The organism is Indolivaga alginatilytica (genome assembly GCF_003201355.1).
GTDB classification, from domain to species: Bacteria; Bacteroidota; Bacteroidia; order Bacteroidales; family Dysgonomonadaceae; genus Dysgonomonas_A; species Dysgonomonas_A alginatilytica.
Map to the genome: position 1 here is coordinate 86,616 of NZ_QICL01000018.1, position 12,759 is coordinate 99,374.

At 36.9% G+C, this 12,759-nt stretch carries 13 protein-coding genes; 6 read left to right on the top strand and 7 right to left on the bottom strand.

The annotated features are described in order from the left end of the window. Positions 1–72: 72 nt before the first annotated feature. The 6 genes from CLV62_RS13775 to CLV62_RS13800 all read right to left on the bottom strand — a co-directional run bounded on the left by CLV62_RS13775 (position 73) and on the right by CLV62_RS13800 (position 6,204). Positions 73–492, bottom strand: a complete 420-nt coding sequence (locus tag CLV62_RS13775; RefSeq protein ID WP_110311362.1) for a hypothetical protein — start codon at positions 490–492, stop codon at positions 73–75. Further along, positions 489–854, bottom strand: coding sequence for a hypothetical protein (locus CLV62_RS13780; protein ID WP_110311363.1), 366 nt, complete (start codon positions 852–854; stop codon positions 489–491). Before CLV62_RS13780 ends, CLV62_RS13775 begins: the two co-directional genes overlap by 4 nt. A 108-nt stretch (positions 855–962) precedes the next feature. After that, positions 963–3,740 carry a S9 family peptidase gene (locus CLV62_RS13785; protein WP_110311364.1) on the bottom strand — a complete coding sequence of 926 codons (2,778 nt, stop codon included), beginning with the start codon at positions 3,738–3,740 and terminating at the stop codon, positions 963–965. 100 nt (positions 3,741–3,840) lie between these two features. Then, positions 3,841–4,557 (bottom strand): pirin family protein, encoded by a 717-nt coding sequence (locus tag CLV62_RS13790; protein WP_110311365.1) that lies wholly within the window; start codon positions 4,555–4,557, stop codon positions 3,841–3,843. A 41-nt stretch (positions 4,558–4,598) separates the two neighbouring features. After that, the gene (ygiD, locus tag CLV62_RS13795; protein ID WP_110311366.1) at positions 4,599–5,438 is read right to left on the bottom strand and encodes a 4,5-DOPA-extradiol-dioxygenase; all 840 of its coding nucleotides are present in this window, start codon (positions 5,436–5,438) and stop codon (positions 4,599–4,601) included. Between the two features lie 109 nt (positions 5,439–5,547). After that, a complete protein-coding gene (locus tag CLV62_RS13800) occupies positions 5,548–6,204 on the bottom strand; it encodes a YceI family protein (RefSeq protein ID WP_110311367.1) in 657 nt (218 codons plus the stop codon). 397 nt (positions 6,205–6,601) lie between these two features. Between CLV62_RS13800 and CLV62_RS13805 the strand changes: the two genes are divergently transcribed. Then, positions 6,602–7,642 carry a threonine aldolase family protein gene (locus tag CLV62_RS13805; RefSeq protein WP_185144269.1) on the top strand — a complete coding sequence of 347 codons (1,041 nt, stop codon included), beginning with the start codon at positions 6,602–6,604 and terminating at the stop codon, positions 7,640–7,642. Then, positions 7,636–8,547, top strand: a complete 912-nt coding sequence (locus CLV62_RS13810) for a LysR family transcriptional regulator (protein ID WP_110311368.1) — start codon at positions 7,636–7,638, stop codon at positions 8,545–8,547. The genes CLV62_RS13805 and CLV62_RS13810 overlap by 7 nt, the downstream gene beginning before the upstream one ends. A gap of 239 nt (positions 8,548–8,786) precedes the next feature. Here CLV62_RS13810 and CLV62_RS22060 read toward each other — a convergent pair whose 3' ends face one another. Beyond that, complete coding sequence (locus CLV62_RS22060; RefSeq protein WP_245904096.1) at positions 8,787–9,965, bottom strand: GNAT family N-acetyltransferase; 1,179 nt, start codon at positions 9,963–9,965, stop codon at positions 8,787–8,789. A 545-nt stretch (positions 9,966–10,510) separates the two neighbouring features. Between CLV62_RS22060 and CLV62_RS21520 the strand changes: the two genes are divergently transcribed. From CLV62_RS21520 to CLV62_RS13830, 4 genes are read left to right on the top strand one after another with little or no spacing between them, the layout of a single operon-like run. Continuing rightward, positions 10,511–10,774: a hypothetical protein gene (locus CLV62_RS21520; RefSeq protein ID WP_146212749.1), complete on the top strand. Its 264-nt coding sequence runs from the start codon at positions 10,511–10,513 to the stop codon at positions 10,772–10,774. A gap of 11 nt (positions 10,775–10,785) precedes the next feature. Then, positions 10,786–11,286, top strand: coding sequence for an SLOG family protein (locus CLV62_RS13820; protein ID WP_110311369.1), 501 nt, complete (start codon positions 10,786–10,788; stop codon positions 11,284–11,286). An 8-nt stretch (positions 11,287–11,294) separates the two neighbouring features. Beyond that, on the top strand, positions 11,295–12,326 hold the full coding sequence (locus CLV62_RS13825; protein WP_110311370.1) for a fusion protein: 1,032 nt from the start codon (positions 11,295–11,297) through the stop codon (positions 12,324–12,326). 5 nt (positions 12,327–12,331) lie between these two features. After that, positions 12,332–12,742, top strand: a complete 411-nt coding sequence (locus CLV62_RS13830) for a PcfK-like family protein (RefSeq protein ID WP_110311371.1) — start codon at positions 12,332–12,334, stop codon at positions 12,740–12,742. Positions 12,743–12,759: the final 17 nt, after the last annotated feature.

A 12,759-nucleotide genomic window follows, 5' to 3' on the forward strand; every position in this document is an offset into this window, starting at 1 on the left:
TTTATCTAAGGATAGATTAAAAAAAGATCGAATCAGTGATGGTTCGATCTTTTTCTTTCTATTCTTTTTTTCTTACTCTATAAGATTAAATATGTATTCGGAATTCGTGGTATGATCAGGATTTATCACAATCAAATAGTCCGGAAATACTTCAAGCGACCCGAATCGATAGCCATTGATACGAACAATATGATTGGGACTACTTTTCTTCTTCTGAATTTGATACGAATATTTCCCAAGTGCACCTGCATCATTATAATAAGAATTCCTTTCGGCTGATTCACAATCAGCCTTTGTATAATAATTTACAGCCACACTGTCCTTCTCAAACTTCAAAACGTTATATGTAGTAACCAAACACCCTCCATCTTTGAATGATTTACAAGATTCACTCACTATAATTGAGTATTCTTTATTCTCCGGAATACCATTTTGAGCCAATCCCAAAATCGAATAGAGAAAGAGGCTTGATATCATTAAGATGAATTTCATCTTCTTTCGCTTCTAAAATTTAAGAGTATAAGAAAATCGCTCACTGCATCTTGTAGAATTGTTGACAGAGGCTTATCTGAAGGAATAACTTTCATTTCGAAAGTTTTTTCTCCTTCGGAGTAAATACCCGAGACCTTGTCCAATTCCAGTTTACTATTTTGAAATTCACGATACTCTTTGTTTTCAGAACTCTTCATTGAGACAAAATCCAAACGGCTAATCATGTCGTTCACTTTGTCGTACAACAACCATACGTAAACCTTATTCTTATCCTCTTCTAAAATTCCGTTTCTTCTTATCTCAACTATTTCGATCTTCTCATTATCAAGATGAAACAGCAACTTATAACCGGGCTTAACCATAATATTACAACTTTATTTTATTACTTACTCTCTTTTATCTGCTTTGTGTTTTTCATAATCATAGAAGCAACCTCTCAATAGCTTCATAAAGATATAGGTCTACAACCTCTATTTTATCTCAAATCCATATGTTTTTCCTTTTTCTGTTGCAGGCACTCCGCTTTTCATCCATACAGGTGCGGCCTCTCCTTTCAAATAATGATCAAAGAATTGCTGTAAACGAATACTCAGGTCTTTACAATTGCGACGTTCTTTAAGATTATGAGCTTCATTATTATATTGAAGTAACCAAACGGGTTTATGCAATCTCCTTAAAGCCATAAAATATTCTATCCCCTGATACCAGGGTACAGCTCCATCCTTATCGTTATGCATTATCAGAAGAGGAGTATTTACCTTGTCGGCAAAGAATATAGGCGAATTTTCTTTGTACAAATCCGGAGCTTCCCACATAGTGGCTCCTATACGTGATTGTGTTTGTTCGTACTGATATTGACGGCTTCTTCCGGTTTCCCAACGTATTCCTCCATATGCACTGAACATATTTGAAACAGGAGCACCCGATCCGGCAGCCTTAAACATATTGGTGCGGGTAACAAGATATGCTACTTGATAACCTCCCCAGCTCTGCCCTTGTATTGCCATATTCTCACGATCTATCCATTCGTTCTTCGCTAATTCTTCGACTCCCGAAACAACCGAATTATAGGCACTCTCTCCCGGATGTCCCGTTGTATATTGAATATCGGGGGTGAATACAATGTACCCCCTGCTACAATAGAAAGGGATATTTATAATAGAACGACTAGGTGCAGGTGGCGAATATTGATAGAGATTGTCCGAATGCTTTTCATAAAAATAAACCATCAAAGGATACTTTTTATTCGGGTCGAAATTCTCCGGTTTATAAACAATTCCTTGCGATTGCTTCTTATCAAAAGTAGTCCATTCAACAAGTTCGGCTGTACCCCAATTATAATCTCTCATTTGAGGATTAATATCCGATAGCTTAGTTTCAGTCTTCCAATTATTAGATGTCACAAATAAATCGGGAGAAGTATTAAAGTTACTCTTGGCAAATAAATATACTTCTTTGTCTTTCGCTTTTTCGGGCGATGAGAATATATACTGATCTAATATCAATGGTTTCAGATTAGATTTCTCTAATTCATAAAACCCATGCTTTTTACTTTTATTATCGAAAACCGAAAGCAATAGCTTTTCATTATTCTTTATAAATCGGCTCTCTTTATCAGTTTTAATATATCGGAAAGTAAGTTTCTTATCCCGACCTAAGTTGTTAGTCAGATTCTCCGGAGCTTTGCTTCCGGTGGGATCAAGCTTCCATATATCGTAAGCATCGTAGACAAGAAAGGCTCCGTCATTCTCCAACCAAGCTCCCAAACCATAAGAACCGGGAATGGATGGTGTATCATGCTTTTCGTCCCAGAAGTTGATATTCAACTTATCGGTTAAACAAACCTCTTTTCCTGTTTCAAAAGAATAGGCATAATACTGACGGTCGTTCACATCATACCATGCTAAATATTTGCCATCAGGCGAAAGGCTGGATTCTGCCTGCAACCTCTTCTTTATTTGTTTTTGTGTATGATTATCTAAGTCCAGAAGCCAAACATCATTCGTCAATCGGGCAGGAATGTCCCATTGAGTATCGAAGAGATAATTCAGATTAGACATACCTAATGCATAACGTCCATTATTTTCATCGGATATATTTACATTGGGCATTTCCTCTGTTGCCAGTTGATAGAAAGCAAAGGCATTATCCAAATCGACATAAGATAAATAGGTTTGTTTTGTTTTTTTCTCTAATTCAACCAATTGTTGAGGCTGTATCAAAGGCTCTTCCCAATGCCAAAGATCAAGCTGCGCTTTTTCAAAATCGGGTATCGTGGTATCCTTCGGTAAAACGACAGGTGCAATTCCTAAAAGAAGCCTTTTTCCGTTTTTACTGAATTGAGGGTTATAATTTTCACTTACATTCCAATTCTTAGGCATTCCACTTTTAGTTTTATCAACAATCAGTTTTGCCGAATCACTATCAGAACTGAAATAAAATAGATCGTAATTTTTAATCTCAGCTTTTGCACTGTCCGATGTCGCTAAAAAGGCAAGCCTCTCTCCCGAATCGGATAATGACGGACTTTTATAAAGAGTTTTTCCTCTCGAAACTATTTTTTTATTGTAACCCTTCAGGTCGATATATACAACACTTGGTTTATTGATTGAATCCTTAGCTTCGGGCTTAGTTATTATGGCTAAACCTTTTCCGTTTCTACTGAAAACAAAGTCTGAAACATTCTTTACAGAATCTTCTTTTGCTGTATAGATATTACGAACTACGAGAGTACGGGTTTTCTCATCTGCTTTTGTTTTGCCTTTTGCCTTAAGCGTATCATCTATTGTATATGCAATATAGTCAGAGAAATCTTTACCTACCTTGAATGCTTTTACATTAGGTATTTTTATTGCCGAAAGTTTATCAAGAGAAATTATCACTAACGAATCCTTTGGCATTTTCTCGTCCGCTGTTTTCTTTATTTTGGCTTGACGCGTTACCTCATAAGGTGCTTTTATCTGAGCTACAATATATTTCTGATCGGGTGTAATTGTATATGCATATCCCCGAGGGATACTCAATTCCCTTTTAGTTTGCAAGTTGCGGATTAAAAGATAATCGTCTCCCTCCTGCTCTTTAACAACTGTAGCTGCATATTTACCATCATTGGTGATACCTGTTTCCGAAAGGTTTTTCCATGAATCATAAACAGTATGATCCAGCACTTTTTTCTGAGCGGTAATAGTTAGTGAAGCAAATAAAATAGCACAGATAACAAGGTATTTCGAAGGTACTTTTCGAAGCATAGAATATATATTTATCGTTTTGACACAAAGTTAATAAAATAAAGCGAGTCAATACCCCTTTAATAGGATTGACCCGCTTACTTATTTTGAATCTTGGAACTTAGAATTCCATAGGAACTTCCATTAATAATACCCTTGCATCGTCCGACAACGATTCTATCGTCAGAGATTCTGTATCCCAGATACCTAGTCCGTCTCTGTTCTCAAGGACTGTTCCCGAAACATTGAAGCTACCCTGTATTACCATTGCAAATACACCGTTCGATTTCGATTTCAACTCGTATTTCTCGATTACTCCTTTGCCAAAAGAACCGATAGAGAACCATGCATCCTGATGTATCCACAATCCTTGTTCGGTTGGAGTTGGAGATACGACCAATTGGAATGAGTTCTTATGGTTCAAAAGATCCAGAGTCTTTTGTTCATATCTAGGAGTTACATTCTTTTTATTGGGGAACACCCATATCTGAAAAAGATTTACAGGCTTATCTTTTTGTGCATTAAACTCACTGTGCTGTATTCCTGTGCCTGCACTCATTACTTGTATATCACCTGATTCTATAACACCACCGTTGCCCATACTATCTTCGTGGCGAAGACTTCCGGTTAAAGGTATTGTTATGATTTCCATATTATCGTGAGGGTGTGTACCAAAACCTTTACCTCCATCTATAATATCGTCATTCAATACACGCAAAGCTCCGAAGTGTATTCTTTCGGGATCGTAATAATTTGCAAAGCTAAATGTATGATGAGCATTTAACCAACCATGTTCTGCGTGACCGCGAGTTTCTGCTTTATATAAAATAGTTTTCATAATTTTTTTTCTTTTAATTGTTTGTTGATAGGTCTGTGACCTTAGTTGATAATAATAGAAGTCATGGATAATGCACCCGCTACTATTTTATCGTTAAACATACTGGCTTGTTCTCCTTCCGTTTGTAATGCCAAAGCATATATCATCGGAATATAATGATCTAATGTAGGCATTGCCAGTTGCGTCCATTTACTTAAAGACTTGTAATGAATTAAAGCACTATGATCTCCTTTCTGTATTTTTTCTTTAAATAGTTCGTTTAATTCGATAGCCCAATCATAACCATACCGGGCATTAAAATCATCATTTTCGACTTGTAGCATTCGCAGATTATGAATCATATTACCACTGCCTATAATAAGCACCCCCTTTCTTCGCAAATACATCAGTTCTTTTGCCAGATCGTAATGGTATTGCATATCTTTCGTATAATCGATACTTAGTTGTAATACCGGAATATCGGCTTTCGGATAAAAATATTTTAATACACTCCATGTTCCGTGATCGAGCCCCCACTCATAGTCGGTCTCTACATTAAATTTAGAAGCGTTTACCTTTATATCATTTGCCAAGTCGGGAAAGCCCTGCGCTTGGTATTGTTGCATATATAATTCACGGGGAAAGCCATAAAAATCATGAATCGTTTTAGGACTTTGCATAGCCGTAACAAAAGTTCCGCGAGTTTCCCAATGTGCCGATATACATAGTATTGCCTGAGGATGAGGAATCTCTTTTCCCAACTCAATCCATTTGTGTGCAAACTCATTGTCTTCTATCGCATTCATGGGGGTTCCATGTCCTACGAATAAAACGGGCATCAATGGTGTATCCTTCAGATACGATAATTCTTTATGTAAATGTTGTAAACTATTTGTTGTCATATTATTCAACCCTCATTCGTCTTATTTGCATTCGAAATAAAAAAGATCGGCTTTAGCGAATAAGTTGCTAAAGCCGATCAGGAAAAAATTCACTGTCAAAAACTCTCTCTTATTTGCTAGCAGCTTTAGCTATAATTGTTATTTGCAATTCAATATTGTCATCGATGAACTTGTCTTTCAAGTCAGCGAAAAGGCTTTTCGAACCATATTGAACGTTCCATTGAGTACGATCAATAGTGAAAGGTACAGTAACAGCTTTGTAGGTATCACCATCTTTTGTGATTGTAGCTCCAAATGTGATGTTCTTTTCTACATCTTTCATTTTCAGATTACCACTTATATTGTGCGTAATAGAGTCATTACCTGCTACCGCTTCTACTTTAGTAATTGTAAAAGTGCTTGTTGGGTATTTTTCTACATCGAAGAAGTCTGCACTTTTCAAGTGATTTACCAACATTTCGTTCATCTTTTGATCTGTAAGATCTTCGTCCGCAATAGCATTCATGTCAATAGTAAATGAACCTGAAGCTACCTCTGTTCCGTTGACTGCCAAATTACCGTCTTTTATACCGATAATTCCGTGATGGCTTCCGCCCGGTTTAGTTCCTACCCAATGGATAGATGATGCTTGTGTATCAACTGTAAGTTGTTGTCCATTGCCGTCAGCTATCGCTTGTGAGTCTGTTCCTTCAATTTTGTTTTTTGGGCTGTTGCTACAAGATACTGCAAGCAACAAAATAGATAACACTAATAAATACGATTTCATAATTGTTTTTGTTTATTATTTCTAATACAAATATAGATGGAGTTTATTCATTCTCAAAATAGATCTTTTTATACTTATCTATTAATATTTTTATAAATTTGTGTGAACTTTTAAGCTGATGAAAATATTGAATGAGATACTTTCAAATTGTAACAGGCTATTGTTATTATGCTTAACAAGTAAATAAAAAGGTCTGAGACCTTATTATAACGCATAGATACTCGTTTTGTTTACTCTTAACGGTATTTAATTGCTGTTATATCAATAAGTATTAAATAGATAAGGTCTTAGACCTTTTCATTGCTTTGGTAAGCATAACAGCAATAGTCTGTTATGGTTCGAAAATATATCATTAAATACTTTCATTTACTTATATATTCTTAAATCAATTCAGAGGATGATTATTCACAGTTTTACAAATGACTATAGCGAAGGTTGCCACCCTTCTATCCTGCAAGCTTTAACCGAAAGCAACCTTATACAACAGTCAGGATATGGAGACGATGCCTATACTTTGAGTGCAATTCGATCAATTAGAAATAAGATTGGAGATGATAATGCGGAAGTACATCTGATTTCAGGTGGTACATTAACCAACTTATTGGTATTAGCCTCCATACTTAAACCTTTTGAGTCTGTTATAGCTGCACAAACGGGGCATATAAGCACACACGAAACGGGAGCAATAGAAGCTACCGGTCATAAGATAGAGGAGGTATTTACTTCCGATGGAAAACTAACTCCTGAACTAATTAAACCCGTACTGAATAAGTTTCCCGAATACCATACAGTAAAACCAAGAGTTGTTTATATTTCGAATTCGACAGAAATAGGAACTATATATAATAAGAAGGAATTAACCGACTTATCGGAGTTCTGCAAAGAAAATGATCTTATCTTGTTTATGGATGGAGCAAGACTACCCTCTGCTCTAACAGCTGCATCTAATGACCTAACATTAGCCGATGTAGCTCATCTAACTGATGTATTTTATATTGGTGGAACCAAATCGGGTGCTTTATTAGGTGAAGCTGTTGTTATAACAAACGACACATTGAAAAAGGATTTCAAATACCACCAAAAACAACGTGGAGCCATGATGGCAAAAGGTCGTGCGATTGGTATTCAATTCGATCAATTACTTAAAGATGATCTTATCTTCAAGCTAGCTGCTCACGCTAATACTTTAGCCACAAAGATTAGAAATACAGTGGAAGAATTGGGCTACTCTTTTCTTACCGAGTCTGACTCCAATCAAATTTTCCCTATCTTACCAAATAAAGTAATTGACAAGCTGATTCTAAAATACGGTTTTTACATATGGGAACCCGTAGATGCTGATAATTCAGCCATAAGAATGGTAACTTCTTGGGCAACACCCGAAGATAAAGTCAACCTATTTATTAATGATCTGAAAGAAATATCTAAGTTATGGTAAACCTCGAATGGTATAGAACTTTTAAGGCAATCTATCAAAATGGAACACTTACAAAGGCGGCTCAGGAATTACTTCTTTCCCAACCCAATGTGAGTGTACAACTGGCTGCATTGGAAAGCTATATCGGACATGCTTTGTTTATCCGACTACCTCGCAAAATGGTTCCCACCGATTACGCAAAGCAGCTTTACACTCAGGTAGTAGAGCCCTTAGATAATCTGGAACGTGTAGAGGCTGAATTTAAAAAATCTATCCTAAGTAAAACTACAACAATAAGGTTGGGTAGTCCTGCCGAATTTTTCAGTGTGTACTTGGCTCAAAATCTAGCTCAACTAAAATCATATTTAGTAGTTCAATACGGACTTGCTTCTGATCTGATTGAAAAGCTTGTAAATAACGATCTGGATATTGCCATAATTACACAACGCAATACTATTCACGAGTTTATCACTTACGAACCTCTACTAACCGAAACATTCAGTATTGTTTGCAACCGCGATTTTGATTCTTCTGAATTTGACCGTTTAGTAGAAACCGAAGACTTGGACGAGATTGAAAGATGGTTGCAAGCTCAAAAATGGTATGCTTACAATAGTAATCTTGTCTTGATAAGAAGATTCTGGCGCGAAAACTTCAAAAAGCGACCTTTACTAAAATTACAGGCAGCTATCCCCGACAATAATTCGATACTCGAAGCTGTAGGACACAGCGATGGATTGGCTGTATCATCAGACCTCATTGCAGGTAAAGCTTTGAAAGGCGGATTAGTGAGAGTTCTTTGGCAAGGTATTCATCCTGCCAGTAACGAGATATATTTAGCTTACGACAAAACAAAAATAGAACCTAAGCTATTAGATGAGATAAGAAACTTTGTCACCCTCAGCCTGCAAGACTTTAAGGTTTAAGACCTTTTTTAGAGTAATCTCCCATATAGTAAAGTTACGATTCTCCTTTTTTATCTATAAGATAAAACAAAAAATTAACCGGTTGATGATAAGTAGATTAAGCCAGTCTTAAGGCTTAACAGGTAATGATTTAGAAACGAGCGAATCTCTTCGTTTTTCGTTGTTTCTCCATAATTTCAATTAACTCTTTGCACGAAGATAGTTATTTATCTTGACATATAAACCCTGGTTTTATATGTTCAACAGTTATTATTTTTCAGTATATAGATATGATGCAGCATATCCTTGTCCCGATATAGAATCGTATGCTCTCCTACTTTTGTCATACCGATTTTTTCGGCAATGCGAATTGAAGGTATATTGTTCGGGCGTATGCTGCAATACAAATTATCAAACTGTAATTTATTAAATGCAAACTGCACAATAGTCTTTACTGTCTCCATACAATATCCTTGTTTCCAATACAGATTATCGAAAATATATCCCAGTTCGACTACATCTTCTTCGTTTATTTTGTTTTTTAGCAATCCTGCTTGCCCAACCAGTTTGCCTGTCTCTTTTGAAATAACGGCAAAATAACCGTAACCCTCTTTGCGGTGTCTTGTCAGTTGCCTGTTCAACCATTTCCTTGTTTCATTTTTAGTAAAACCATGCCCCCACGCATACATTACCTCCGGTTTCTTCATGATGGCATAAAGATCCGAAAGGTCATCCGGCACAAATTTTCGAATTTGTAACCGCTCTGTTTCCAGAACAAGGAGTGACTCGCAATAGCTTACCGGTTTAATACCTTCCTGTTCTAAATTTTCAATAACATCTTTCAATATTTCATCAAAAAGGGTATTCAGTTCATCATCAGGCATCAATTCATCTCCTAATAGGGAAGATACATCCCGGCATAACTCATTTACTATTTTCTGTTTGTCTTTTTCCTCCGGAATGTACCCTTTTTTTAGAATAAAGTCTTTTGTTATTTCGTATATATCAAAAGAAATCTCGTCTTTTAGATCTTCGTCAACCTCCGAAAATGCAATCGTTTCTGAAAATAGGTCTTCGTATTGGTTCTCTTCTTGCCAATCTTCAAACTCGTCGTCCTCATCTTCTTCATTATCTTGATTTTCTTCCCAAGAGCACCGGCTACTCATTCCCAGAATCATTTGGGCAAATTCCATTGCTTCGGGGTATTTCTTATTTTTTGAATATTTCTCCAATAATTCCCAATCCTTTCCTGAACGAGGGTATTTCTCAGCAATTTTACTGATTTGGTTTAGAAGCTGTAATTCATTTTTCTTTTCCTGCGGTAAAGCATTACACTCCTTACAGACATGTTTTGCATGCCCTTTTCCACTGAATTTTTCATTCGCCTTACGTTCACCGCAGACTCTGCAATAATGCCCCTGTTTCTTCTTTTTAGCCATTCGATAACATGAATTCTATAGACAAAGATAAGGTGCAAATATAATTTTCCTATTGATAAAACAGCAATCCTTCGGACATTCTTTTTCGTTTGTTCTGCAATTTGTATCGGCAATATACACTATTACTGTATATTCCGGCTGCACCACACAATTTTCCTCTTCAAAGATATTTCCGGATAAAAATAGTCAAGGGTAGCTTATTTACCCTTGATTTAAACAACTCATCTCCTCCTTATTGATATGGTCTGAACCATATATTTTGAAATAATTGAATCTTGCATTTCTTTTTCATTTCTCCCATAATCATTCCTCAATTCTTCCTTTATCCAAAGTCGGCCATTTGTTCATCGAGCAAAGGTATGATGGTGTTTTTGTCAGGAATATTCCGCTTCGCATTTTTTGTGAAAATCTTCCTCTTTCCCTTTGGGCGAGCGTATTTATCCCCAAAAAATATCCCTGTCAAAAATCACAATACCTCTTGTTGCTCTATGAAACAAAAATGACCGACCTGTCGGATGCCGCAGAAGAAAAAAAAAGTCATGATTATGAGAAACGAAAAAAAAATAATGAAACAAAATGACGCTCCTGCCGGAATTAACATAAAATTGGTTTGTAGAGTAGCTCTGTTGGGTGTTTGCGTGTGGTGTGTGTACAGAATAGGAGTATCAGCAGTGTCCGTGGTGGGAATATACATTCTTATCCGTAGCGTGCTTAAAATCATTCGCCTGTCAGTCAGCATATTCTTTTCAGTACTCTCTATCCTGTTGCTGATGATAGTTATCTCCCTGATTCTAGTATTTATCTTTTAAAACATCCAATTATGAATATTATACATACTGACAAAAGCAAATCCATAGCCTTTACAGGACACCGTACCATTAGTGCGTCAACCGATGCAGAACAACTAAGAGCCGATTTGTTGGCAACACTGGCACAAGCCTATAACAATGGATTTAGAGCCTGTTATGTAGGTGCAGCACAAGGCTTCGACTTGTTAGCAGCGGAAGCAGTATTGGAACTGCAAAAGATATATTCCGACATACAACTCTTTTGTGTCGTTCCATACGCAGGACATCACAGAGCATTTGACAGGGAGGACAAACTACGCTATATCGATATAGCAGACAGAGCCACATCGAATATCATCCTGTCAAGCCAATACTATGACGGTTGTTTTCTTCGCCGTAACGACTATATGATACATCATTCATCATTGCTCATTGCCTACCATGATGGAGCATACAGAAGCGGAACGGCTTACACTGTCCGCAGGGCAAAAGCCAACTCAATACCGGTCATCAATTTGTATAACATCAAATAACAAACACCATGAATAAAGTATATTTATTAGCAAGCAGACAAACCATAGATAAAGACCAACAAGCAGTAGCCATTAACCAAATCATCCGCATGGAGGGTTACAGCTATGATAAATATGTAGTGTACGATATAACCCAAGACCGTTGGGGAGTACATTATCATTTAATCAACCTCAGAACATTCCATTTTGATACATCCGAAATCATACGCCCCTTGAGCCAAAAGTTTGGTATCGGTATGTATTACGATGAACACAACATTGTATTCAAAACCGATGAAGAAGTAGACGAAATCCTAGCTAAAGCCAAAGAACAAGAGGCTAAGGAACAAGAAGAGGAACAGCGAGAAAAAGAGCGTATAGAAGCCGTTAAAGTAATTGGTCGCCAATGGCTGAAAGACAACCTCCCAATGGATGCCAAAGCCATTATTATTGCACATCTAAAACAAGATGAATCCGATTCACAAACAGACTATTTTGCATCAAGGACAGTGAGAACCGTTATTCTAGGCTTTTCCAAACACAAAAGGGACATTTTCTCTGAAATGCGTAAATGTGCATCCAATTTTGAAGAAACAGCCTATTTAGCAGAGTACAATGAAGAATATGAACACAGAGAAAAATATTCGATGGGTGCAGGGTACTATTTAGGAGAAAGCAGTTACCACGGATGGATTATCGAAAAGGAAACCTTTTCAGATTGTGAAAGAGCAATCGAACGCTTTGCCTATATCGCAGGTTGCCCCGATGGGGCGTATATAAAATCTACCTCCGTCAAAGCATCGAAAGCAGAACCCCAAGAGCAGACTAATCCACAGTCAACTATCCAAATCAGTAACGAGAAACTGCAATTTGAGATAGTGGATTATTCAGAGAAAGCAATTGCCCTTTTCGGAGACACCAAAGAAATCAAAGATTTACTCAAAGCGATGGGCGGAAAATTCAATCCGAGATTGACACATAACGATGAGAAACAGGCAGGGTGGATATTTTCCAAAAGCAAGAGAAGCGAATTAAACACAATTTTAAACCTAAAAGCATAATAATCATGAAATCAACCGATCATTTTAAGAATACAATACAAGCCTATTTAGAAGAACGAGTAGCAAGCGATACCTTGTTTGAATGGGCATATACAAAAGAAAACAAGAACCTTGACGACTGCATCCAATTTATATTAAATACGGTTCAGAAAAGCGGTTGCAATGGATTTACCAGGGAAGAGATTTTCGGCATGGCTGTACATTTCTATCAACAAGAAGATATTGAAATCGGCAATCCTATTAATTGTAGTGTGGTCGTTAATCACACGGTAATTTTAACGGCAGAAGAGCAGGAGGAAGCACGCAAAGAAGCTATCCAAAAAGCACATAACGAAGCTTATAACCGAGCGATGCAACCCAAGAAGAAAGCCAAACGAGTAGAAATGAATAACCAACCAAGTCTATTTGACTTTTAAAATGACAGCAAGATGAA